This is a genomic window from Rossellomorea marisflavi (assembly GCF_009806575.1).
Lineage (GTDB): Bacteria > Bacillota > Bacilli > Bacillales > Bacillaceae_B > Rossellomorea > Rossellomorea marisflavi_A.
This window is the reverse complement of sequence record NZ_CP047095.1, coordinates 3575760-3599917: the sequence shown is the minus strand read 5'-3', so window position 1 is coordinate 3599917 and position 24158 is coordinate 3575760. Positions and strand designations below refer to the sequence as shown.

Annotated in this window: 26 protein-coding genes and 1 tRNA gene; 17 read left to right on the top strand and 10 right to left on the bottom strand. The window is 48.5% G+C overall.

The features are described from left to right. Window positions 1-315 precede the first annotated feature (315 nt). From abc-f to D5E69_RS18725, 3 genes are read left to right on the top strand one after another with little or no spacing between them, the layout of a single operon-like run. Window positions 316-1947, top strand: a complete 1632-nt coding sequence (abc-f, locus tag D5E69_RS18735; protein ID WP_048006721.1) for a ribosomal protection-like ABC-F family protein — start codon at window positions 316-318, stop codon at window positions 1945-1947. A gap of 45 nt (window positions 1948-1992) precedes the next feature. Continuing rightward, window positions 1993-2574 carry a histidine phosphatase family protein gene (locus D5E69_RS18730; RefSeq protein WP_048006722.1) on the top strand — a complete coding sequence of 194 codons (582 nt, stop codon included), beginning with the start codon at window positions 1993-1995 and terminating at the stop codon, window positions 2572-2574. Beyond that, a complete protein-coding gene (locus D5E69_RS18725; protein WP_159130033.1) occupies window positions 2571-2927 on the top strand; it encodes a hypothetical protein in 357 nt (118 codons plus the stop codon). Before D5E69_RS18730 ends, D5E69_RS18725 begins: the two co-directional genes overlap by 4 nt. Window positions 2928-3005: 78 nt before the next feature. On the opposite strand, the gene clpP is transcribed toward D5E69_RS18725, so the two are convergent. Then, complete coding sequence (clpP, locus tag D5E69_RS18720; RefSeq protein WP_048006724.1) at window positions 3006-3602, bottom strand: ATP-dependent Clp endopeptidase proteolytic subunit ClpP; 597 nt, start codon at window positions 3600-3602, stop codon at window positions 3006-3008. A gap of 273 nt (window positions 3603-3875) precedes the next feature. Between clpP and D5E69_RS18715 the strand changes: the two genes are divergently transcribed. The 3 genes from D5E69_RS18715 (at window position 3876) to ytvA (ending at window position 5807) form a co-directional block, all read left to right on the top strand. After that, window positions 3876-4634 carry an MBL fold metallo-hydrolase gene (locus D5E69_RS18715; RefSeq protein WP_048006725.1) on the top strand — a complete coding sequence of 253 codons (759 nt, stop codon included), beginning with the start codon at window positions 3876-3878 and terminating at the stop codon, window positions 4632-4634. A 132-nt stretch (window positions 4635-4766) separates the two neighbouring features. Beyond that, window positions 4767-4838 (top strand) — tRNA-Arg (locus tag D5E69_RS18710). A 195-nt stretch (window positions 4839-5033) separates the two neighbouring features. Further along, on the top strand, window positions 5034-5807 hold the full coding sequence (ytvA, locus tag D5E69_RS18705; RefSeq protein WP_159130032.1) for a YtvA family blue-light photoreceptor: 774 nt from the start codon (window positions 5034-5036) through the stop codon (window positions 5805-5807). Between the two features lie 49 nt (window positions 5808-5856). Here ytvA and D5E69_RS18700 read toward each other — a convergent pair whose 3' ends face one another. The 3 genes from D5E69_RS18700 to D5E69_RS18690 all read right to left on the bottom strand — a co-directional run bounded on the left by D5E69_RS18700 (window position 5857) and on the right by D5E69_RS18690 (window position 9058). Then, window positions 5857-7068, bottom strand: a complete 1212-nt coding sequence (locus tag D5E69_RS18700; protein WP_048006727.1) for an AGE family epimerase/isomerase — start codon at window positions 7066-7068, stop codon at window positions 5857-5859. A 78-nt stretch (window positions 7069-7146) separates the two neighbouring features. Beyond that, window positions 7147-8025 (bottom strand): SDR family oxidoreductase, encoded by an 879-nt coding sequence (locus D5E69_RS18695; protein ID WP_048006728.1) that lies wholly within the window; start codon window positions 8023-8025, stop codon window positions 7147-7149. A 427-nt stretch (window positions 8026-8452) separates the two neighbouring features. Next, window positions 8453-9058, bottom strand: a complete 606-nt coding sequence (locus D5E69_RS18690; protein WP_048006729.1) for a TetR/AcrR family transcriptional regulator — start codon at window positions 9056-9058, stop codon at window positions 8453-8455. 153 nt (window positions 9059-9211) lie between these two features. On the opposite strand from D5E69_RS18690, the gene D5E69_RS18685 reads away from it, so the two are divergent. The 5 genes from D5E69_RS18685 (at window position 9212) to D5E69_RS18665 (ending at window position 13961) form a co-directional block, all read left to right on the top strand. Continuing rightward, entirely contained in the window at window positions 9212-10408 is a 1197-nt protein-coding gene (locus tag D5E69_RS18685; protein ID WP_048006730.1) for a YhgE/Pip domain-containing protein, read from the top strand. Between the two features lie 181 nt (window positions 10409-10589). Further along, window positions 10590-11201: a DedA family protein gene (locus D5E69_RS18680; protein ID WP_159130031.1), complete on the top strand. Its 612-nt coding sequence runs from the start codon at window positions 10590-10592 to the stop codon at window positions 11199-11201. Window positions 11202-11336: 135 nt separating this feature from the next. Continuing rightward, on the top strand, window positions 11337-12509 hold the full coding sequence (locus D5E69_RS18675; protein ID WP_048006732.1) for an MGDG synthase family glycosyltransferase: 1173 nt from the start codon (window positions 11337-11339) through the stop codon (window positions 12507-12509). Window positions 12510-12548: 39 nt separating this feature from the next. Continuing rightward, window positions 12549-13238, top strand: a complete 690-nt coding sequence (locus D5E69_RS18670) for a polysaccharide deacetylase family protein (RefSeq protein ID WP_048006733.1) — start codon at window positions 12549-12551, stop codon at window positions 13236-13238. A gap of 84 nt (window positions 13239-13322) precedes the next feature. Next, a complete protein-coding gene (locus D5E69_RS18665) occupies window positions 13323-13961 on the top strand; it encodes a DedA family protein (RefSeq protein ID WP_152915680.1) in 639 nt (212 codons plus the stop codon). A gap of 55 nt (window positions 13962-14016) precedes the next feature. On the opposite strand, the gene D5E69_RS18660 is transcribed toward D5E69_RS18665, so the two are convergent. Further along, window positions 14017-14607 (bottom strand): undecaprenyl-diphosphatase, encoded by a 591-nt coding sequence (locus D5E69_RS18660; protein WP_048006735.1) that lies wholly within the window; start codon window positions 14605-14607, stop codon window positions 14017-14019. Window positions 14608-14934: 327 nt separating this feature from the next. On the opposite strand from D5E69_RS18660, the gene D5E69_RS18655 reads away from it, so the two are divergent. Next, window positions 14935-15645: a response regulator transcription factor gene (locus D5E69_RS18655; protein ID WP_082139372.1), complete on the top strand. Its 711-nt coding sequence runs from the start codon at window positions 14935-14937 to the stop codon at window positions 15643-15645. Continuing rightward, window positions 15623-16972 (top strand): sensor histidine kinase, encoded by a 1350-nt coding sequence (locus tag D5E69_RS18650; RefSeq protein WP_048006736.1) that lies wholly within the window; start codon window positions 15623-15625, stop codon window positions 16970-16972. Before D5E69_RS18655 ends, D5E69_RS18650 begins: the two co-directional genes overlap by 23 nt. Window positions 16973-17264: 292 nt before the next feature. Here D5E69_RS18650 and D5E69_RS18645 read toward each other — a convergent pair whose 3' ends face one another. The 5 genes from D5E69_RS18645 to D5E69_RS18625 all read right to left on the bottom strand — a co-directional run bounded on the left by D5E69_RS18645 (window position 17265) and on the right by D5E69_RS18625 (window position 20016). Further along, a complete protein-coding gene (locus D5E69_RS18645; protein ID WP_048006737.1) occupies window positions 17265-17858 on the bottom strand; it encodes an NDxxF motif lipoprotein in 594 nt (197 codons plus the stop codon). A 1-nt stretch (window position 17859) separates the two neighbouring features. After that, window positions 17860-18423, bottom strand: coding sequence for an HAAS signaling domain-containing protein (locus D5E69_RS18640; protein ID WP_048006738.1), 564 nt, complete (start codon window positions 18421-18423; stop codon window positions 17860-17862). Beyond that, a complete protein-coding gene (locus D5E69_RS18635; protein ID WP_048006739.1) occupies window positions 18410-18742 on the bottom strand; it encodes a PadR family transcriptional regulator in 333 nt (110 codons plus the stop codon). The genes D5E69_RS18640 and D5E69_RS18635 overlap by 14 nt, the downstream gene beginning before the upstream one ends. A gap of 232 nt (window positions 18743-18974) precedes the next feature. Then, complete coding sequence (locus D5E69_RS18630) at window positions 18975-19427, bottom strand: hypothetical protein (protein WP_048006740.1); 453 nt, start codon at window positions 19425-19427, stop codon at window positions 18975-18977. Window positions 19428-19479: 52 nt separating this feature from the next. Beyond that, entirely contained in the window at window positions 19480-20016 is a 537-nt protein-coding gene (locus D5E69_RS18625) for a GNAT family N-acetyltransferase (protein ID WP_331458305.1), read from the bottom strand. 238 nt (window positions 20017-20254) lie between these two features. Here D5E69_RS18625 and rpoN point away from each other — a divergent pair, with 238 nt between their 5' ends. From rpoN to gap, 4 genes are all read left to right on the top strand, one after another. Beyond that, complete coding sequence (gene rpoN / locus D5E69_RS18620) at window positions 20255-21532, top strand: RNA polymerase factor sigma-54 (protein WP_048006742.1); 1278 nt, start codon at window positions 20255-20257, stop codon at window positions 21530-21532. 10 nt (window positions 21533-21542) lie between these two features. Beyond that, entirely contained in the window at window positions 21543-21788 is a 246-nt protein-coding gene (locus D5E69_RS18615; RefSeq protein ID WP_048006743.1) for a glutaredoxin family protein, read from the top strand. 159 nt (window positions 21789-21947) lie between these two features. After that, entirely contained in the window at window positions 21948-22970 is a 1023-nt protein-coding gene (locus tag D5E69_RS18610; RefSeq protein WP_048006744.1) for a sugar-binding transcriptional regulator, read from the top strand. A gap of 53 nt (window positions 22971-23023) precedes the next feature. After that, window positions 23024-24031: a type I glyceraldehyde-3-phosphate dehydrogenase gene (gene gap, locus D5E69_RS18605; RefSeq protein WP_048006745.1), complete on the top strand. Its 1008-nt coding sequence runs from the start codon at window positions 23024-23026 to the stop codon at window positions 24029-24031. The last annotated feature ends 127 nt before the right edge of the window (window positions 24032-24158 follow it).

Sequence of the window (24158 nt, the reverse complement as noted above, 5' to 3'; positions counted from 1 at the left end):
GGTATTATAGCTCGCATTCTTGTATTTTCCAATACTTATTTTTCCATGGGTGAGGATTGATTTATGGGGATGTGGATGGTACGATTAGGCTAATGTTAAGGGAAAGGGATGATGGGTGAACGATGGATAACTAATCTTGGTAGGTAGAATTTGAAATTGAATGAATTTCGAATGATATTTAGTAGGATTAGTCTGCCCATTTTTCCCATAGGTCCCATTTCCATCGGGCTTATTTGTGTATGGTAGTTTGCGGCTAATCCTTCCAGAAATCGTGGGAGGATTTTTTTTGTTCTCCCGTAATGAGGAGAGGATTGTATGCAGGAATTAGTGAAAATCGATTCAGTGAATATTGAAATAGAAGGAACGCTATTGTTGGAACAGGTGAAGGCAGGGGTGAGAAGGGGGGAGGTGATCGGTCTCATCGGAAATAATGGGGCCGGTAAATCGACTCTTCTGAAGCTGTTGAACGGTGACATTGCACCGTCGTCAGGAAGTATCACACCGCTGATTCAAGGGTTGAAGACCGTGATGGTGGAGCAGGAAGCCATGAATCAGTCAAGGGAAGCGTTGTCCCCTGGGGAAACAGCGCTCCTTCAGAAATGGGATGTGCCGGATGGACCGTATGAACAGCTGAGCGGTGGAGAGAAGCTGAAGGTGAGACTGGCACGCGGAATCGCGCAGAATGCACACTTGCTGCTTCTGGATGAACCAACCAACCATCTCGATGAAGAGGGAATCGGATTTCTGATCAAGGAGCTGAAGGGATATCGCGGGACCGTCATCCTGGTCTCCCACGACCGGTCGTTCCTCGATGAGGTGGCCGATGTGATCTGGTCCATCGAGAACAAGACGGTTGTGACATATGAGGGGAACTACTCGGCATACGTGAAGATCGTCGAGCAGCGCAGGCTCACCCAGCAGCGGGCATATGAGAAGCAGCAGAAGCTCATCGAACGGATCGAGGGACAGATCCAGGACCTTACTTCCTGGTCGGGAAAAGCCCATGCCCAGTCGACAAAGCAGGAATTTCCGAAGGAGTTCTACCGTTCGAAGGCCAAACGGATGGACGCCCAGGTGAAATCGAAGAGGAAGCGGCTTGAGAAAGAAATCGAGCGGATCAATGCCGAGCCTGTCGAGGTGGAGGAAAAGAAACACCTCTCCGTCCGTGCGGGCAGAAGGGCCGGCAAACGTCTCCTTGAAGTAAAGGATCTTGGTAAAGCCCATGGAAGCAAGGAGCTTTTCCGCGGTGCCTCCTTCACGATCCAAAACGGGGAGCGGGTGGCGGTGACCGGTGGCAATGGGAGCGGGAAGACGACGTTCCTCAATATGATCATGGGAAACGAAACGCCTGATGAAGGGGAGATGTGGCTTTCACCTGCGGCGAAGATCGGCTATCTCACCCAGGAGGTCTTCGACTTACCCCTCGATGAGACACCGGAGAATCTTTTTTACAGGGAGACGTTTCACGACCGCGGGCAGGTGAGGAACCTCATGACCTATCTCGGATTCGGCAAAAGCCAGTGGGAGGAGCCGATCCGCCATATGAGCATGGGAGAGCGGGTGAAGTGCAAGCTCATCAAGTATATCCTCGAGGACCGGGACGTGCTGATCCTCGATGAACCGACCAATCATTTGGACCTCCTGAGCCGCGAGCAGCTGGAACATACCCTGGCAGCCTACGATGGCACCCTCATCGTCGTTTCCCACGATCGCTACTTTTTAGAAAAGACGACATCGGCTGAAATTGCGATTGAAAACAGAAAAATGGTGAGAAAATGGGAACAGGCAGAGCCTTCAAAGGACGAACGGGAAGAGCTCAAGATGCAGCTTGAGACCGAGCGACAGGAGGTCCTCGGGAAGCTGAGCTTCATGACGCCTGCCCAAAAGGAATACGCTGAACTTGATGAGAGGTTCAATGAACTGACGAAACGAATCAGGGACATGTAAGAGGAATATGCTAGGATAGAAGAAAAGCAGGCAGGGGAGAAACCAATGAGAACTGAAATCTATTTCGTCAGACATGCCCATTCCACCTACACACCGGAGGAGCTCACCAGGCCTCTGTCGGAGAAAGGGCTGAGGGATGCCAGACGTATGACCAGGATACTAGAATCCGAAAAACTCGACCATGTGGTGTCCAGCCCGTTCTTGCGTGCGGTGCAGACGGTGGAGGGGACAGCGGCTTCCTTGAATCAAGACGTGATCCTGATAGATGGGTTCAAAGAACGGCTTCTATCTTCGGAGCCCCTAGACGATTTTCAAGGAGCCATCCGCAAGGTGTGGGAAGAGCCTTCATTCCACTGGGAAGGCGGAGAATCGAATGTGGATGCCCAGAAGCGCGGCGTCGCAGCCATGCTTGAACTTCTAAAAGAATATGAAGGGAAGCGCGTGGCCGTCGGGACACATGGGAATATCATGGTGCTCATCATGAATCACTTTGACCCCCGGTATGGATTGGCGTTTTGGGAGAGCCTCGATATGCCCGATGTGTATCGGCTGACCTTTGACGGTGTCGATCTGGTGCAAGTGTCGCGGTTGTGGGAACCCCGTTCAGAAGGGGAGGAGAGGCCATGATAAGCAGGGCCGATCAGGAGGCGTCCCTGAACTCCCTGGAATCGACCTACCGCAAGCTCTCGAACGCCTATGAAAGTATGGAGGGGAAAGGAGCGAACACCACCCTGGTGAAAATGAGGCGCGATGCTATTAAGGCAGGTATCGACAGCCTGAGAAGCGATTGGTACGGTAACAATTTTTCATATGAAAGAGACGTCATCGCTACTTCCCAACAAACGATGGAGGACATCCTCCCTTCCATTCATAAACAGCTAGCGAAGGCCAAAGATGGAAGCTCCCAGCTGACATTGAATGAACGGAGACTGACCGCACTGGATCTGGCCATCGAATCGTTGAAGAACCGCCTTGGATGAGGCGGTTCTTTGCTTTATTGTGAATCCAAATCCACACAAAAACCCCCTTGCACTCATGCAAGGGGGTTCATTCAAGACTTATTTTGTTTCTGCGTCGTTGCGAGTGATGATACGGTCGATCAGACCATATTCCAAAGCGCGGTCCGCAGTCATGAAGTTGTCGCGGTCCGTGTCTTTAGAAATCACGTCAAGTGGTTGACCAGTGCGGTCAGCAAGGATTTGGTTCAATTTCTCGCGAAGGAAGAGAATGCGTTTAGCTGCAATTTCGATTTCCGTCGCTTGACCTTGAGCTCCTCCAAGTGGTTGGTGAATCATGACTTCTGCGTTTGGAAGGGCAAGACGTTTGCCTTTTGCTCCGGCAGCTAGAAGGAATGCACCCATGGAAGCGGCCATACCGATGCAGATCGTTTGAACATCAGGTTTGATGTACTGAATCGTATCGTAGATCGCCATACCGGCTGTGATGCTTCCGCCTGGTGAGTTGATGTAGATGGAGATGTCTTTCTCCGGATTTTCAGACTCTAGGAATAGAAGCTGGGATACGATTGAGTTCGCCACATTATCATCGATGGCGCTCCCAAGCATGATCACACGGTCCTTCAATAGACGGGAATAGATGTCATAAGCACGTTCACCGCGGTTTGTTTGTTCAATAACTGTAGGAATTAAGTTCATCCTCGTTCCTCCTTAAATGCATCTGTGTATTTTTGAATCATTTCATATTCACTTTGTACTGTTATCATACACTGTTGGTCAATAAAGGTCAAACCTAATGCTTCCTTTATTAACCTGTATGTAAATCCTTTCTACATCATACCCACTCATCCCTTTTTTAAACGGTACAAAAGGCGAAAGTTTCGTGATTGCTCCCCCTTGCCAACGGGTAAAATGAGAAGTGCACCCCTCTATGGGAATCAGATCAGAAATAGAACAAAAGGAGCCGATACTATGAACCTACAACTCATCAGAAACGCTACCCTGATCATTGACTATGCAGGCACGCGATTCCTCATTGACCCCATGCTCGCACCGAAAGGGACCTATCCTCCCTTCACACCGTCCAAACGGGATGACATCCAGAATCCCATCGTCGATCTGCCGGAATCTGTCGACGCCATACTGGAGGGGATCGACGCCGTAATCCTCACCCATCTCCACCTGGATCACTTTGATGACACGGCAAAAGAAGTACTCCCTAAATCCATCAATGTATATGTTCAGAACGAAGCCGATGCCGGAGAAGTCCGAAAAGCAGGCTTCACAAATGTACATGTGCTAAATAACGAGCAGTTCAACGGCATCCACCTCACCAAAACCAAAGGCAAGCACGGAAGGGGAGAGATCCTCAAGCGCACCGGGACCGTCAGCGGCATCGTCTTCAAACATGAAAACGAGAATACCCTCTACGTAGCCGGCGACACCGTATGGAATGAAGAGGTGGAAGAAGAAATACACACCCACCATCCGGATATCATCGTCGTCAACGCAGGCGACAACCAGTTCCTCGAAGGAGGATCCATCGTCATGGGCAAAGAAGACGTCCTTCAGACAGCGAACGCAGCACCCGAAGCCACCATCATCTCGACCCATATGGAAGCCGTCAACCACGGCACGCTTTCAAGGGAAGAACTCAAGAACACCGCCGTAGAGAAAGGACTCCAATCCCGCATCCTGGTGCCGGATGACGGAGAATCCTATACGTTCTAACCATACAAAAAGCCAAGATCCTCTCCACGGATCTTGGCTTTTTCAAAAGGGATTCACAACAGAACCCAAAAACATCTTGCATTGGAGAGTTTTCTCTATTATAATTAGTTCTCGTGACAGTAACTAAAACATGCCCTCGTGGTGCAACGGATAGCACGTAAGATTCCGGTTCTTAAAATGGGGGTTCGATTCCCTCCGAGGGCGTACATACTAGAATAAAGACACATCAGAATGCTAACAAAAGCGTTCTGATGTGTCTTTATTGTTTTCTCCTTGAACACTCAACAATTTCTGTAAAACATTACAATTTGTAGACACCTTTCCAACTATATTATACTTATTAGTAGATATAATTGGATCAATAAGTTACCCATGTCAAACCAATCATTAGGGGGAAATGTGTCTATTAACCTGAGTGAACATATATTATTAAAAGCCTTGAACTATACAGGGGCGGGTGTGTTGATCACCGATCCCGTTCTACCTGATAATCCCATCGTTTTTGCAAACAAAAGCTTTGCCGCGATGACGGGGTATTCCATGGAGGAAGTGATGGGGCGGAATTGTCGCTTCCTTCAAGGAAGTGAAACCGATCAGAACGAGATTGATAAGCTTCGTGTGGCCATCAAGGATAAAGAATCCGTCTTCATTGAAGTCCTGAACTACAAGAAAGACGGCACGCCGTTTTGGAATAGCCTGTCGGTGGATCCCTTATATATTGAAGAGGAAGATAAATACTATTTTGTAGGAGTGCAGCGGGATGTGACCGCGAGAAAGAGGGCGGAGGAAAACTATAAAAAGGCCCTGTTAGAAATTGAGCAACTTTCTTGTCCCATTGTCCCTTTAATCGGTGATATTGCAGCTCTTCCTCTTGTCGGGACGATGAATGAACATCGATTTGAGGTCGTATACGAGGGGGCCTCTCAGCATGTATCGGACCATCACATCGAGAAATTGATTATTGATGTGTCGGGTTTGACCTACCCTTCGTCTGATGACCTTGAAGGAATCTTCCGATTGGAAAGCCTTATGAACGTAATGGGGACCGAACTGCTTGTGACCGGTATCACGGCAGAAATGGCCATGCTCGCCAATTCTCTGAACATCGACTTTCCTTCTTCGCTTAAAACAGCTCCAACGATTAAACGTATGCTTGAGGATATCTATTACTAAAAACGGCCCCCTTGTTTCAAGGGGGCATTGTTGTTTCTTTACGTATTCATTAACTTGGGTCATCCAGCGCAATGATCGCCTGATAACAAGCCGCCACGGGATGATAGTCCGTCTTGGGAGGCGAACTTTTCTCTTGGCTGTATTTCTCATTCTCACGGTCGAGGAGCTTATACCAGCCGCCGTGCTCATGATCCATGAGATTATCAGCAGAGTACGAGAATAGCAGTTGATACTTCTCCCAGTATGCCTGATTTTCCGTTTTGGCAGCAAGCAGGGCAGAGGCGGCAATGGCTTCTGACATCACCCAGTAATTTTTGTCGCGGTCGATTACGTCAAGCTCCGGTGAAACGGCAAAGAAGAGACCACCGTAGTCTTCATCCCATGCAAGCTTCCAGGCTCTTTCATAGATATCCTCCGCCTTCTCGAGCATCCACGGTTCAGAACGGTGACGGTCGAGCCACATGAGAAGCTTTGCCCACTCGAACTGGTGGCCGGGGATGAAGCCGTACGGGCGGAATTCATCCTTGGTATCGCCTTTATTGAACTCGTAATCTGGCTCCCACTTAGGGGTGTAGTTTTCCCATACAAGTCCCCCTGAGCGGTCGGAAAGATCGATTGTTACCTTTTTAGCTAGATTATAGGCCCTTCTAAGATACACCTCATTTCCGGTTGCCTCGTATGATGACAGCATCGCTTCGCACAGATGCATATTGGGGTTTTGCCCTCTGTAGGGGGAGAGACTCGTCCAATCCGCATTCCACTCATCCTGATACAATCCATGCTCCTCATCCCAGAAATGGGTTTCGAGCAAATCAAACACATTTTCCATAACATCTTTTGCTTCTTCTAAACCTGCTTTGTAAGCGATGGACGATGCCAACAGGACAAAGGCGTGACCATAGGCCATCTTGGCAGGGTTCTCCACTTCGGCGCCGTTCATTTCAAAGAAATATCCGTTGTACTGATGATCCTGGTGGTGCTCATTCAAGAACCGGATACCGTGGCGGGCTGCTTCAAGATAGTGTTCACCTCCGCCAAGGATGGCACCGATGCTGAAATTATAGATATACCTGCTGGTGGCAACCAGGTGCTTGGTGGTGGTGTCATTGATGGTGCCGTCGTCCAGGAAGCCATTGATATAGCCGCCTTTTTCGTGATCGATGCAGGCGGGGTAATAGAAATCAAGCGTCTTGAATACATGCTTCTTCAGCTCTTCTTGATTCTGAAAATCGGTGGACGAACCGGATGTGACAGTCTTCATCGTGTTGCTCCTCCTTCGTTTGCTTCATTCCATAATAAAAACTGCAGAAAAGAGTGATTTTCTGCAGTTTTTTCATCCTTAAGAGGACATGTACGCTCCACCGTTCACGTGGATGAACTGGCCGGTCATATAGGCGGATCCTTCTGAAGCGAGCAGGATGTATGGCTCTACAAGGTCTGCGGGCTGTCCCGGACGGCCGAGTGGAGTGGATACGCCAAAGGATTCCTGTAGTTCGGTGGTCATGGTTGCCGGGATAAGCGGCGTCCAGATCGGGCCTGGTGCAACTCCGTTCACACGGATGGCTTTTTCAGCGAGTTCTTGTGCAACGGAACGGGCGAATGCCACGATTGCGCCTTTGGTAGACGTGTAATCAATCAGTGCTTTGTTTCCTGTGTAGGGATTGATGGAAGAGGTGTAGATCAGGCTGTCACCTGCAGTCAGATGAGGGATGGCTGCTTTCGTGAAGTACACCATGGAGAAGAAGTTCACGTCAAACGTATGCTTCAACTGCGCTGCGCTGATTTCCGTGACGCTGTTCTTCACTTCCTGACGTGCGGCGTTGTTCACGAGGATATTTAATTTCCCGTGCTCTTTGATGACGTCTTCAACAACACTGAAGCAGAATTCTTCATCCGCTACATCCCCGGGGTGAAGGGTGCATTTGACGCCTTCTTCTTCGATGCGTTTCTTCGTCTGTTCGGCATCCTCATGTTCATCTAAGTATGAAATGGCGATATCCGCGCCTTCTTTCGCATAGCCGATCGCCACGGCTTTCCCGATTCCGCTGTCGCCACCTGTGATGAGGGCCACCTTGCCTTTCAGCTTTCCTGAACCCACATGGCTTTCCAGTTCATAGATCGGTGTCGGATCCATCTCTTTTTCGACTCCAGGCTGTTTGGATTGTGTCTGGGGAGTGACTCCGTTTGATAAAAAGGTTTGTTTGTCCAGTTCGCTCATTGCTGATTCCTCCTTGTATATTTTCCTCGTTCAAGTAAGTACAGTATTTACCATTCCACGTTCATATTGGGTTAAAACCCTTTTTGTGAATGTAATCGTTTTAATAGATGAAAGTTTTTCTAGGATAATGTTTGGATCGAGTACGGTTTTGAAGATAAAGGAGATGGACTAACATTTTTCAATCTCAGATCCGTTTAAATTACTCAAGATGGGTAAGGGGATACATGCCATCAAAATCTCACTGAATACTTGAGCGATGGTTATAAAATGTTGTTCTTACAATGGGTAGAAAAGGAGGACAACCTGTGGTATTGAGGAGCGGTAAGATTGGGAGGAGAGATGCTGATGAGGGTATCTGTATAAACACATTCATCATTTTATTGAAAAAGCATTCAGCCATCATGGCTGAATGCTTTTTATGTGAGGATCATTGCCCTCCACCCATCATCGCCTCCAGAGGCCCCTGACTCATGATCTTTGTCATCATCAGGGCGATATCTTCGACAGGAAGATCATTTCCACTTGTCATCCAGTGCGTCAGGAGACCGATGTTGGCCGAAGTGATGTACGCCATGAAATAATCGGCGGGCACGGTGGGTGAGTCGGTTTCGGGTCCGAGGTACTGCTCAAACTTTTTCAGCATGTTTTCTTTCATGAAGTCCTTTAGCTGCATGGCAAGATGAAGGTCTCCTTCAGGCAGCAACATGACCCGGAGGAAGTCGCTATGGGATAAGAGGTATTCCAATAACGCTTGGATCGGCTCGTAAGGTTTGTTCTGTTTAGCTGCGATTCGGATGTCTGTTGGATCAATCCTCGATGTGAGGAGGGGAAGTTCTGCAAAAATTTCTTCTTTCAACTGATCGGTGAGGTCTGCGACATCCTTATAGTGAAGATAGAACGTTCCCCGGTTGATGTCGGCCCGTTCGGTCAGGTCTTTGACAGTGATCTTGGAGAGTCTTTTTTCCGGGATAAGGGTGAGAAGGGCGTCCCGGATCAACTGCTTGGTGCGGATCTGCCTGCGATCATTTTTCATTTTTTTCGCTCCTTACTGGACAGTATGTGAGGATGTGTTGAGTATGGGACACATCGTTGGACATTGAGTATTGTACGGAAGTCATATTCCATTATAATCAACAATGTGATTACTAATCAACAGCATGTTCATTATAATAAGGAGTTGATCAATATGAAATTTTTCAAAAACAAAATTGTATGGGCATCGCCCGTGATCGCATTTGTGATTATCTTCATCTTTTCCCTTACAGCGGTACCGACCGTGCAACCTACACCGAAGGATCTGCCCATTGCCGTAGTCAATGCAGATGAAGGATTTAAGGCCCCGGATCAGGAAAAGATGAATACTGGAGAGAAAGTCTTGGAAAACATCCGTGAAAAGTCCGGAACATCGGTGAAATGGGTGCAGGTGGCTAGCGTGGAAGAAATGAAAAAGGGGATGGACGGACAGGACTACTACGCCGGACTGGTCATCCCGAAGGATTTCAGCGCCAAGCAGGCATCGCTCCAGACAACAGAGCCTGAAGCGGCACAGATGGAAGTGGTCGTGAATCAGGGAATGAACACGGCCGCTTCCACAATGGCCGGTCAGATGCTCAACGGGGTGGTCGACCAGCTCAATCAATCGATCCGCACACAAGTCATGGACGGTATGGTGAATCAGGGTGCCACTTCCCTGTCGATGGAGCAGGCAGAGGTCCTTGCCAATCCGATCGAGAAAAAGGTGACCAATGTCCATATTCCCGGTGAGAACAGTGCCAATGGGAACTCACCTGTTTCCCTGTTCCAACCGCTATGGATGGCGAGCCTCGGGACAGCCGCCCTGATCTTCTTCCTCGTCAGGAAACAGACGGTGTCCTCTCGGAAACAGAGCCTGTTGGTCAAAGTCGGGCAGGCAGCAATCGGGATGGTGATCGCCCTGGCCGTCGGCTTCGGTTTAAGCTGGGTAGCTTCCGATATTGTGGGCATTCATATTCCGGCCTACCTGGATACGGCGATCTTCCTGAGCATCACATCGTACAGCTTCTACCTCATGATCTCGGCGGTCCTTGCCATTCTCGGGTCCAAGGGTCTTCCGGTCTTCGGGTTGATGTTGTTCTTCGGTCTTCCGCTTCTGACGCTTGCTCCGGAAATGCTCCCGACTTTCTATCAGGATTGGATCTATCCTTGGCTGCCGATGCGTTTCATGGTGGAGGGCTTGAGGGAGATGTTCTTCTTCGATCACGGTCTTGTATGGAATGGTCCACTTGAGTCGATGACGGCGATCGGTGTGGTCAGTTTGATCGTGCTGTTGCTCTCCGCCTTCAAGCCGTTGGGTGTCGAGATGGATGTCTCTGAAAAGGAGATTGCGTCTGAACTGAACCATTGATTACATGCTCGATTTCCTTATGAGAAATCGGGCTTCTTTGTTGAAGGGGTGCGGGATTTGATGAGGGTGCTCCCATGAAGGAATCCCATTTCCCCTTGCAAAACTCCTCCCGACGAGGCAAACTAATGGAAGTATTATGAAATCCAACAGACACTTCATGAAGTCTCGGAAAAGAGGAATTATGAATATCGATACGCTTTTACACTACTTGGATCTATACGGATATGCCATCATCTTTCTTTTCTTATTCCTGGGGATCGTCGGGATCCCTGCTCCGGAAGAATCGCTGCTTTTCTTGATCGGCGTACTGATCTTCCAGCACAGTCTTTCTTTCGTTCCCGCCACGCTATCAGCCTTCTTCGGTGCCTTCATCGGGATGCTCTCCGCGTATGTGGTGGGAAGATACATCGGAAGCCCGTTCATACGGAAGTACGGGAAGTATGTGGGCATCACCGAAGAGAGGTGGGAGAAGGTGCAGGAGAAATATATGAAGAATGTGCGGCGGACGATCCTCCTCGGCTATTACATGCCGGGCATCCGGCAGATCAGCCCCTATTTTGCCGGGATCAACCGCATCGGATTCGGAAGCTTCTTCTTCTTGTCCCTGGTAGGGGCGTTGATCTGGACGCTCCCGTTCATCCTCGCCGGTCTTTTTGTCGGCAGCAAGGTGGATATCAATCCTGCGTATGTTCCGTACCTCGGCCTTGTGTTCCTGGCTATTTTCTTCCTGTTCGTCCTGATCAATTATGTGAAAAAGAAAAAAGCGAAACGAATGAACAGCCCTCAGGAATGACGGGCTGTTTTCCTTTTCCTGAATATCTCCTTTTCTTTACATTAAAAATTGATGAAGAAGGGCGCATTTCGGATTTTTGATGGTAGATTAAAGATTGAAATCACATGTTGAGAGCTGACAGGAGATGAAATCGACATGAAAAAGATTCTATTCTTACCGTTCTTGCAAATGCGGTCCGGGCATCATCAAGTGGCCGAAGCACTCATGGATTGCATCAAGGAAACACGGGCTGATATAGAAATGAAAAAGGTGGATCTGCTGAGCTATAGCAATCCACATATTGAAAAGCTGGTGACGAAAAGCTATCTGAATTGGATCCGTTATGCGCCAGCCACCTATAATCTTGCGTATAAAACCCTTTTTAATAAAGAAACAGAAAAGAGCCGATCATTCAAGGTCCGTCACTACTTCTTTCTGAAGAAGATGGAGCAGCTTCTAGTAGAAGAAGAGCCGGACTTGATCGTCTGCACCCACGGATTCCCTTCCTACCTTCTCAGCGAGCTGAAGAGGCAGGGGAAATGTGAAGCGCCGGTGATGAATGCCTACACGGACTTCTTCGTCAACAGCGTGTGGGGTCGGGAGGAAATCGAGTATCACCTTCTTCCGACTCCGGAATTGAAGCGCGAATACGGTGAACGCTATCGTATCGCAGAGCAGCGGATGATGGTGACAGGGATTCCTGTGCACCATCAGATCACAGGCACCACCGGCTCCAAGTCAGCGGGCGCACGCCCAAAAGTCTTAATGGCCGGAGGGAACAGCGGGCTGGGTTGTATGATGAAACAGCTTGAGGCCTTCAAAAAGAGTTCGCCGTTCGATCTCTACGTTCTCTGTGGGAACAACCATGCCCTATATGAAGAGCTGCAATCATGGAACGCGGATCACATCAACCCTCTTCCGTATCTTTCCTCCAGGGAGGAGATGAACGAGCTCTACGATGAGGTGGATGCGATCGTCACGAAGCCGGGGGGTGTCACGATCAGTGAAGCCCTGCATAAAAAGCTGCCGATCTTTGTTCAATCGGTTTTGCCCGGACAAGAGGAGATCAATATGCGGTACCTGACGGAAAAAGGCTTGGTGTTCAAACTCAATCAGGATCACTCCCTTGAACAAGAACTCCTTGGCATCTTGATGAACCGCGAGACCATGGATCAATGGAAGACATCCATTCAGCTTTACCAAAACGGCATTGAAACCGAAGGGCCGAAAAAGGTTGCTGAATTCATGAACAGCATCATCGAAGGGACTGTCCACATGCCTCCAAGCTATGAAGAACAGGCTGGCGTGTACGGACTTGCAAGAGCCTGATCAACAGAATAAAAATCAACATGAAATTGAGGGAACACAATGGTGTATATCATAGCAAGTATCTTCTTCCTCCTGGTCCTGTACACCGTCATTCCATACGGATTGTCACGTGGACTCGGGTGGAAGGTGATGAAAAGGGCGGAGAGTCCGACGGACATTGCCTTCACCTTCGATGATGGACCTGATCCCACCTATACGCCGGTACTGCTGGATGTTCTGAAAGAGAACGGGGTGAAAGCCACATTCTTCGTGGTCGGAAACAAAGCTGAGAAGAATCCTGACATCATCAGGCGTATGCACCGGGAAGGCCATCTCCTCGGCATCCACAATTATGAGCACAAGTCCAATTGGCTCATGAGTCCTTGGAAGGTGAAGGAAGGAATCGAGAAAACGGCGGCGATCATCGAAGAGATTACGGGTGAACGAACCGTCTATTACCGGCCGCCCTGGGGAATCTTGAACCTGATCGATTTTATCAAGGATAGCCGTTACCGCATCATCCTCTGGTCGATTTCGGCAGAAGACTGGAAAACGACTGGCGGTAGTGACAAGATCCGAAGTGCCTTGTCCGGAATCAAAGGGGGAGACGTTGTCCTGCTCCATGATTGTGGAGATACACCGGGAGCGGATATAGAGGCGCCGGCCATCACGATCGATGCGCTGAAGGATGTGCTTCCTGCAGTCAAGGCGAAAGGATACACATGCGTGCGCGTGGATGAGATGCAGTAGACTTGAATCAGATGGATTGGTGAAATGCCGGTCCTTCGTTTATCATGAATAGAGTAATAGGCCATCAGGATAGGAGCTAATAGAGTGAGTACTATCATCGATGTTTTTCTGCATCTTGATCAGCATATAGCAGGGTATATGAATGAATACGGCGTATGGATCTACGTCATCTTGTTTGCCATCATTTTTTGTGAGACGGGGCTTGTGGTATTGCCGTTCCTTCCGGGGGACTCCCTGCTTTTCGCGACCGGGGCCCTTGCAGCATCCGGGTCGATTCACCTGCTGCCGATCTTCCTGATCTTCTGTGTGGCGGCCATTGCCGGAGATACGCTGAACTACACCATTGGTCATTACTCCGGGAACAAGGTGGAGGCGCGGGAAAAATTGTTTTTCGTGAAAAGGGAGTCGTTGGACAAGACCAATCGCTTCTTCGACAAGCACGGTTCGGCCACCATCATCCTGTCGCGATTCATTCCCATCATCCGGACGTTCGCACCCTTCACGGCAGGGGTGGGGAAGATGCCCTACGCGAAATTCCTTTCTTATAATGTGATAGGGGGAATCCTTTGGGTGAGCATCGCATTGTTTGCCGGCTATTTCTTCGGGAACATCCCGGTGATCAAAGATAACTTCAGTGTCCTCGTACTTGGCATTGTCGCTGTTTCCCTCTTACCCGTCGCATTTGCTTTCGTGAAGAACAAGTGGACGGCACTGAAGGGCTGATACGATGAAAAAAGGAAAACACCGGTCGTATAAACGGACCGATGTTTTCCTTTTGTTATTTGAAGTCGATGGTGCGCGCCGATTCCTTTGATTTAGGAACAAAGGGAATGCGGTTATAGATCCGGATGATCCCGTTTACGAGTGGATCAAGGATCGGATACAGCTTGTAGATCACCAGGCTGACAATACCTGCGACGACGATGCTTCCTGCCACATCAAAGGGATAATGATTCCCTACATAGATGCGGGAGAATCCGGTCAAAAGGGCGAATGCGAGCATCACGGAACCGAGCTTGCGATGCACGTAAAGCACGGCAAAGGCCAGAGCGATCGCACCTGTCGTATGGTCACTCGGGAACGATGCGTCTGCATCATGAGGAACAAGCAGATTCACATCATGGGAGACGAACGGCCTTGGTTCGAAATATATGTGGGCAATGACGGCATTGAGGATCAAGGCGACAATACCCGTGATCCCTGCATAGAGCACCGTCCGCTTCATGTCGTTCTTTCCGAACAGCCACATCAGTACAAGGACGATGGCAAAAATGAACAGGGCATTGTTCGTAACCCCTGCCATCAAACCATCCCAAAACGGATGATGCCCGGCATGTTGATTGATGGATTTAAAGAGTGAGTAATTCAAAATGATCTCCTTTATAGATGATGATGTGTCGGAGCGCATGTACATGCTCCAGACTTCTGAGGGGTACAGCCACTATATAAAAGAAACCTGAACGCCCGATGAAGAAAACATTAATAAACAATTAAAATAGAGAGTATCATATTTTTCGATATGGTGAAAGGTATGGGTGATGGGAGGACGGGGCGATGCTGGGTTTACATGAAGGGTTCATTAAAAATCCATGAAAATGACTGCGTTCATCCTTTATCATGCTACAGTATAGGGTAGAAGGACCTGTTGATAACGAAACACGATATAGATTGTAAGAAAAGAAGGGATGAAGCCAGGGTGAAAACGCATGTACTTGTCGTCGAAGATGAAACGCAAATAGCCCGTGTCTTAAAAATGGAGCTTGAATATGAAGGCTACGAGGTGACCGTGGAGCATGAAGGGAAGAAAGGACTGGAGCGGGCTCTGCAATCCGGGGTCCATCTGATCCTCTTGGACGTGATGCTCCCGGGCCTCAGCGGATTCGAAGTGCTGAGACGCATCCGCAAAGAGGACCGTGATACGCCGGTGATCCTGCTGACGGCACGGAACACCACGTTTGACAAGGTGTCGGGACTTGATCAGGGAGCGAACGATTATGTGACCAAGCCATTTGAAATCGAAGAGTTGCTCGCGCGGATCAGGGCGTGCCTGCGGAACCATTCCCCGGGTGAGGTGAAAGATGAGCTGCTCGTATCGGTGGAGGATCTGGTGGTCAATACGGAAACGAGGGAAGTGTGCAGGGGTGGGTCATCCATTACGTTAACTCCGAAAGAGTATGATTTCCTCGTCTACTTGATGGTCAATAAAAATAAAGTCGTGACCAGGGAAAACATCATCCTGAACGTATGGGGATATGAGTATGAAGGGGAAACGAACGTAATCGATGTGTTCATCAGGCATCTTAGGGTCAAGGTCGACGAAGGATTCCCGAAGCAGCTGATCACCACCGTCAGAGGGGTCGGCTTCACCATGAAGGAGAATTCGGATGAAGATCACAACCAAGATTAACCTGCTCACCACTGCCTGGATGCTGTGCATCCTGGTGGTCATCAACTTTGTCGTGTACTTCCTGTTCGTTCAGAATACTGTAACCATGGAAGAAGATGTTCAATTCCACAAAGCGAAGGAGATCATGAAGGAAGTCGGAGGAGCACCGACCACGAACGACCTTGATATGGCTCTGAAGAAGCATCTTACCGAGCACTCCTTCATCCGAATCATGGGTCCGGGCGATGAACTGATCCATCAGGTGACGAATGACAGCATGCTTTCCTCCAAGATTGAAGGGAAGTTTGCCGAGAACAAAGAAGCGAAAAATCATGTGATCAAGAACCAGCGTCATGAGGAGCAGGTCCTGGTTGTCCGGGTTCCCTTCGGAAATGGGGAGCGGAGCCTGGAAATCGTCGAGCGCTTGGAAGGGTTGGAGGCCCGTAAGGAAACCCTGAAGGGCATCCTCATTGCCTGTACGGTCCTTGCCGCCGTCTTCTCCCTTCTGGGGGGCAGGTGGCTTGCCAACACGATCATGCGGCCGATCTCCAATATGATCAAGACAATGGAAGAAATCGAAACGAGTGGGGTGCCGAAGACCATCTCCATTGAAAAACGGGAAAACGATGAGCTGCAAACGATGGCTCAAACATTCAACCGGATGATCAGCAGGATCCAAGGGAACATGGCGAAGCAGGCCCAGTTCGTATCTGACGCTTCCCATGAGCTGAAGACGCCGCTGACTGTCATCAAGAGCTATGCCAATCTGCTTCGGAGGCATGGGGTCGAAAACAAGGAAATTGCAGACGAAGCCATCCAGGCCATCCATTCGGAAGCAACGAGGATCCAGAAGATGACCGATACGTTCCTCGATCTGGCGGATCTTGAGAAGGAAAACGTCCTTGAAATCAGCCAGATCGACCTCGTGGCCCTCTCAAGGAGCAGCATCAAGCAGCTTCAGGAGGTCTACCATCGCGAGATAAGCCTGCATACGGACGCTTCACGGGTGATCATTCCGGCAGATGAACTGAAGATCAAGCAGGTCATCATCATCCTCCTCGATAACGCCATGAAATACAGCAGTGATAAAATCGATGTCTATATCGAGAAGGTAGGCGACCTCGCCGTCCTCCGCGTCAAAGACTACGGGATCGGAATCCCCAAGGAAGAGATCACCAACATCTTCGAACGATTCTACAGGGTCGACAAAGCAAGAAGCAGGGAAACCGGCGGTACCGGACTCGGACTCCACATTGCCCGGAGCATCATGAAGCTCCACCTCGGAGAGATCAACATCCGGAGTGAGGAAGGGAAAGGGACCGAAGTGGAACTTGTGTTTGTAGGATGACAAAACCAAAAAGGGACCATTCCATGAAGAATGCGATTCATATAGCTTCTTTATGCCGCTTATGATTCCCGTACAAGACTTCGCTTTTCGCGGGTAGCCCGTGAGCCTCCTCGGCGGGCCTGCGGTGTCTCACATCAGCTACTCTTCCCGCAGAAGTCTACGTCTTGCACTCGAATCAACGCTGGAAACAATGTTCATTAAACAAATTCAAACCCGAATTCATTTGCCTTATGGCAAGCAAATGAATTCGGGTTTTATTATGACTAGAACACTTCTGTCCCAGCCTCTCTCTTTATTGTTGGAATGCACGCGTCTGAATGTCCTTATCACGCAGGAAGTCTTCGATTTTCTTCTGTTCCCGGCCGTTCACGGTACCAGTTGATCCCAGTATGGTTTCCAGGTCGCTGACCTTCATCTCTCCCTTATCAAAGCGATCAAATGCTTTGTCTAAGGAACGTATATAGTCATTGTAGTCGGTGATATATTGGCTTATGCGGTCTGCACCTTTGTCATAATCGGCAGGCAGGGAGTTGGATGTGATAAAGTCACTGAAATTCTGATCATTCTCTTCAATCAAGGAAATGGTCTTATTTACTTTATCCTTCTCCTCGCGGGTCAGCTCCTCCTCGGAATAGATGGTTTCCTGGAATGCTTCCATGACCGCATCCAGATCCTCACTGCTATTCAGGTACAGGATGATGGCGCTCCTTATTTCTTCTTCTGTAATGGACGCGCCCTTACGATCAGACGTAAAGATGGCGTCCGGGACGTCCACCTCCGATAAGGTTGCAACTGGTTCATCCTCCAGGTCTTGATAGGGTTCAGCTTGCTGGCAACCACAGAGAACGAGTAGTGCTGTCATGATTCCAATACAGAACCTTCTCATCTTATGCTCTTCCCTTCATCATGGATAAATTCCATTTTAAATTCCGGATCATTAAGGCAAGAAGGCCCTTGCCTATATAGAAGCCAAGGACAGCAAGAACGCCTCCGAGTACTACTCCTTTGATGACTTCTACTATTTCTGGTGTGCCGACTGTGTCGAAGCCATTGACAATCCCCATCCCGACTAGAATCAGAGGGGATAGGATCATGATCGGCACAGCAATGACGAAGGCAAGGATGAATGGTGACAAGAGCAATAGAATGAATAAACCCATCAGTAGAAGTAGGAAATTCGCCATACTCAAGCCCATGATGGATAGACCGGCATGGACAATGTTCCTCAAAGTCCTCTGTTCATCTGCTTTATCCAGCGCATATACTGCATTCAATTCTTTCGCAATGTCTTTCGGATCTCCCAAACGGATGGAGGTTTCCTGTTCGGACAGTCCGGCTTTCAGGTCATAATGAAAGTGCGCCTCATATTCATGAAGGATTTCTGCCTTTTCTTCGCTGGACATATATCGAAGGTGTTTCATTAGTTGATTCAAAAATTCATTGCGTCCCATCGGAATCACCCTTCTTATTGATAAAAAATTGGACAATAGCAGCAAATTCCTCCCATTCTGATGCCAAGCGTTCGTACTGGTCCCTTCCTGAATCAGTTAGGGAATAATACTTTCTGGCAGGGCCCTCATGTGACTCCTGGAAGTAGGTGCTCAAGTGTCCCTCTTTTACGAGCTTTCTCAGGATCGGATACACTGTGCCTTCTGATATATTGATCCGGTCAGATATTTTCTTGATCAACGCATATCCGTACGCATCTCCGTTTCGTATAATCGACATCACCACAAGCTCAAGGACCCCTTTCTTGAATTGCGCATTCATCTCGATTCCACCAATCCTGATGTACTAGTTACTGTTTGGTACTATACAATGTAGTATAGTGAATCTCACTAAAAAAAAGAAGTGTTTTAAAGTAATTAAATACCATTTTTTAAAAGGCGAAATGGTTTATCTCATCAAGTTTGGAGAATTCTTCTTTAGTATTAACAGGTTATTAAAAGTGTAACTTTATTGGTCCTGGAGAAAAAAAAGTAGGACTTCCTACAAGGAAGTCCTACTTCGCCATCACGCCATTCTGCCATTCCATATACAGATAAATCAACACGCTCAAAATGGTCGTGATGCAATACACCCCAAGCGGATGGATCCGGTGCAGTTCATAAATCCCAAGGTACTCAAACCACGGACTCACCAAAAACGCGAGAAACGCATCCACCACCAGGTTCGTGATGAAATACCGCCAAAAATGTCCGTACGTAAAGTATAAAATCACAATCGTTCCGACAAGGAACAGTCCGTACACAAATGAGGTGATGTTCGTGAACAGTGGAATCGTCCTGGTTACTTTCCACCAGTCGAAGGCATCGGCCATCTGGAAGACCACCGTCAGGAGCAGCGCCCCGAATAGTCCGGCGGGGAAGAATCGTTTCACTTGATAGGATTTCAAAGGGATAAGGACAAACCAGGGCAGGATGAGCATGGACCATAATAAGAGTAGTGTAAACATAAACTCTCCTTCGTTCTGTCATTTGCCCTTAGTATGTCCCTCCTATTCAGTATTAATCAGGTATCCAATCAGAGCGCAGGATCGCGTACAGTTTCATGTCCACGTACCTTCCCTTTGATTTCTCTCCTTCGCGGAGTGTCCCTTCAAAGTGATACCCGACTTTTTCAAGAAGGGCAGAGGATGCGTCGTTACCGGCTTCCACCTTTGCTTCAATCCGATTCATTCCCAATACTTCGAAGGCATGCTTCGTCAAGATGCCGACGGCTTCGGTCCCAAGTCCTTTTCCCCAGTGGGTTGGAAGCAGATCATAGCCGATTTCCGTAATCAGATTGTCCCGGTCAAAGTGATTGTATCCGCATGACCCGATGAGTTCGCCGGAGTCACGATCAAAAATGGAAAAGCGCAAGGCCTTGTTTTCGGCGGCAAGCTCTGTCAGCAGGGTGATCATATCCCTTGCCTGCTGTTCGTCTGTGAACCGGTCGATGTTCATGAATCGCGTCACATCGGGATGTGACCATAACGTAAAGAGTGCAGGCGCATCGTCCAGTGTCATTTCATGTAATTCCAGTCGTTTGGTTTGTAATGTCATTATCAATAGATCCCTCCGTTTTTATAAAATGATTGCATCATGGAGTCTTCCTATTGATCTCTGCGCATCATTCAGTCCCTTCGATAAGTAGATATTTCCATTTTAGATCCATACTTGATTCAACACAAGGAATAATGAGTAAAATGCCTTCATAGCAATAGGTAAATCGCTTCCAGGAGATTCCCGTTAACGAATCAGACGTTTTCATGTAAAATGGAGAAGTGGGAGGGTACATATCATGAATTTGAGTGCAGGACTTTTTCAGCAGCAACAACAAAAGCTCCAGATGACCCAGCAGCTTTCACAGGCAATCACGATCCTTCAGTACTCCACGATGGAGCTGAATGACTTCCTGGAATCGAAAGCGATGGAGAACCCCCTGATCCAATTGAAACCGCCCAAGCGGAAGCTTGCAGAGTGGCAGGACTTTGTATCGGATACAACGAAAAGCCTGTCGGAAGCTCTATTGATACAACTGAATTTGAAATCGCTTACGAGCGTTGAACGTGATTGTTTGGAAGAATTGATCTTCAGCCTTGATGACAATGGGTATCTCCATATTGAACCCGGGTATTTTTTGAAAAAATATGAAATCGGGGAAGAAGAGCTTGAAAGCACCATCAGTATGATCCAATCGTTGGAGCCTGCCGGCATTGGGGCCCGCTCCCTTCAGGAGTGCATCCATTTACAGTTGGACCGTCGGTGGGAGGTGCCTGATTTCGTCCTCACCATCGTGAGCGATCATTTCCAGGCCTTTGCGGACCGGAAGTGGAGGGAAATCGCAAAAGCCATGGGCATCGAGCTGAAGGAAGTGCAGGCGGCGGCCGATTTCGTCACGCAGTGCAATCCACGGCCGGGTGCGGTCTTTGCGAAGGATTTCTCTCATTATATTGTTCCTGAACTCAATGTAAGAGTCTGGGGAGACGACGTGACGGTCGCCCTGTACGATGGGACTTCAATCACGGTCACTTTTAATAAGGAATATACGGATTTTCTCGGTCATCATCCCGACCGCGATGTAGCATCTTATATAAAAGAAAAGAACCAGGAATTTGAATGGCTCGTCCTGAGCCTGCGTCAGCGGAAGCAGACGATGCTGAAGGTGGGAAAGGCGATCGTGGAGAAGCAGAGGGGATTCTTCCTCCATGGGCCGGGCCATCTCCAGCCTTTGACGCTGAGGCAGATCGCTGAGGAGGTCGGAGCCCATGAATCGACCATCAGCAGGGCCGTCAGGGGGAAGTATGTGCAGACGCCTTATGGGGTGTTTGAACTGAAGAGCTTTTTTACGGCTGCTGTTCGTGCCGTGGACACAGCTGAAGAAACGGTGTCTGCCGGTACAGTGAAGAGGGAGCTGCAGGAACTTGTCAACCAAGAGGACAAGCGAAAGCCCCTTTCTGACCAGAAGCTTGTGGCCCTGCTGACAGAAAAGGGCTGTGACGTCTCGAGGCGGACGGTGGCGAAGTACCGCGACCAGCTCGGCATCCCGTCTTCTTCGAAGCGCAAACGATATGAGTAAGGGTGATTGGATGAAAGAATTGATTTTTTACACCCGCCGTCGGTGTGGTTTATGTGAAGAGGCCAAGCGTACCATCAACTTGCTGAGGGACGATTTACCTTTCAAGCTGATCGAGCGGGATATCGAGGAGCGGGACGAGTGGACAGAGAGGTTCGGTCTCATGATTCCCGTAGTAGAAATGGACGGCGAAATCCTCCAATATGGACAAATCGATCTTTTTACGATGAGCAAGCGTTTACATGAAAAAACTCGATAGTTTCCAGTTGAATTCGCATTCACACCCTGCTAGAATTGAAGATGAAAGCAGGGTGTGAATTTTTTTTGGAGTAAGTGGGACACAATATGTCTAACCGGGACTTTTATAGTCCAGCAGATTATTGTACCTTTTACTTCGGTTTTTGAAGGGGCTTTGTACATGGAATCAATCATTGATATACAAAAGCGATTATTACCTGACCTGCTTGAAGTTATGCAAAAAAGGCATCAGATTCTCCGTTCCATCCGCTTCATGCAGCCAGTCGGCCGCAGAAGCCTGGCACAGAACCTGGGGCTGACGGAGCGTGTACTCAGGAGCGAAGTTGAATTCCTGAAGAATCAAGATCTCATCGACATCAAGACGTCCGGAATGATCATGACCGAAGATGGCATGCAACTACTGGAAAAAATTGAATGCATGATGAGGGAGATTTCGGGAATTAATGAAATGGAGCAACGGCTCAAATCGTTACTCAATCTTCATGAAATTGTAATCGTTCCGGGGAATAGCGACGAGTCACCGTGGGTAAAGGAAGAATTGGGGCGTGCGACAGCATCCAGTATGAAACGCCGCCTAAAGGGGAATACTACAATCGCTGTGACTGGCGGTTCAACCATGGCCTCTGTAGCTGAAATGCTGACACCGGACCTGACGTCATCAGAAACCTTATTCGTTCCAGCAAGAGGGGGGATCGGGGAAGACGTCAAAAATCAGGCAAACACCATCTGTTCCAAGATGGCCGAGCATACGAAATCGCGTCATCGCGTCCTCTATGTGCCTGACCAGGTAAGCAAAGAAGTCTACAAGTCCTTCCTGAAGGAACCGATGATCAAAGAAGTCCTCACCATGATCAAATCCGCCAACATGGTCCTCCATGGAATCGGAGATGCGATCACCATGGCCGAGAGACGGAAAACGTCGGAAGCCGATTATCAGAAGATCATCGACGGGCAGGCCGTCGGGGAATCATTCGGCTACTACTTCAATGAAGAAGGCGAAGTGGTACATAAGGTGCCGACCATCGGACTGCAGCTCGAGGACCTGAGCCATATCGAGCACGTCATCGCCGTAGCGGGCGGAAGCTCGAAGGCAAAAGCGATCCGGGCATATATGAAAAGTGCTCCATCTTCAACCGTCCTCATTACGGACGAAGGAGCAGCAAAAGCGCTTTTGAAAGGGTAAATCCCTTTTGAAATATAAAATCATCCTTAACGATCTAAAGGAGGAAATTAATCATGGCAACAAAAATTGGTATTAACGGATTTGGACGTATCGGACGTAACGTATTCCGTGCAGCACTTAAAAGCAACGATGTAGAGGTAGTGGCAGTCAACGACTTGACTGATGCAAACATGCTTGCACACCTTTTACAATATGACACAGTTCACGGGAAACTTGACCAAGAAGTTACTGTTGACGGTGACTACCTAGTAGTCGGCGGCAAAAAAGTAAAAGTATTGGCTGAGCGTGACCCAGCTCAACTTGGATGGGGAGACCTTGGCGTTGAAATCGTCGTAGAATCTACTGGTCGCTTCACAAAACGTGCAGATGCTGCGAAACATATCGAAGCTGGCGCTAAAAAAGTCATCATCTCTGCCCCTGCATCTGATGAAGACATCACAATCGTAATGGGCGTTAACCACGACAAATACGACGCAGCTAGCCATGATGTTATCTCTAACGCATCTTGTACTACTAACTGCCTTGCTCCATTCGCAAAAGTACTTAACGATAAATTCGGCGTAAAACGTGGAATGATGACTACAATCCACTCTTACACAAATGATCAGCAAATCCTTGATTTGCCACACAAAGACTACCGTCGTGCACGTGCAGCTGCTGAGAACATGATCCCAACTACAACTGGTGCAGCTAAAGCGGTATCTCTAGTTCTTCCAGAACTTAAAGGCAAATTGAACGGTGGAGCTGTCCGCGTTCCAACTCCAAACGTGTCACTAGTTGACCTTGTTGCAGAATTGGACAAAAACGTAACAGCTGAAGATGTAAACGCAGCTCTTAAAGAAGCAGCTGAAGGTGATCTTAAAGGAATCCTTGCTTACAGCGACGAGCCACTAGTATCTACTGACTACAATGGCAGCCCTGCTTCTTCAACAATCGATGCTCTATCTACTATGGTTCTTGAAGACAACATGGTAAAAGTAATCTCTTGGTACGATAACGAGAGCGGATACTCTAACCGTGTCGTTGACCTTGCAGGCTTCGTAGCTTCAAAAGGACTATAATTCAAACGCGTTTGGTTTTTGACATCTAGGTGATGGATGGATATATTTTGTCCCACCATCTATAATGAAGATGTGTCGAAGGGGAGCGGGGAACATTCCCCTCTCCCCTTTCCTATTCTGATTTCAA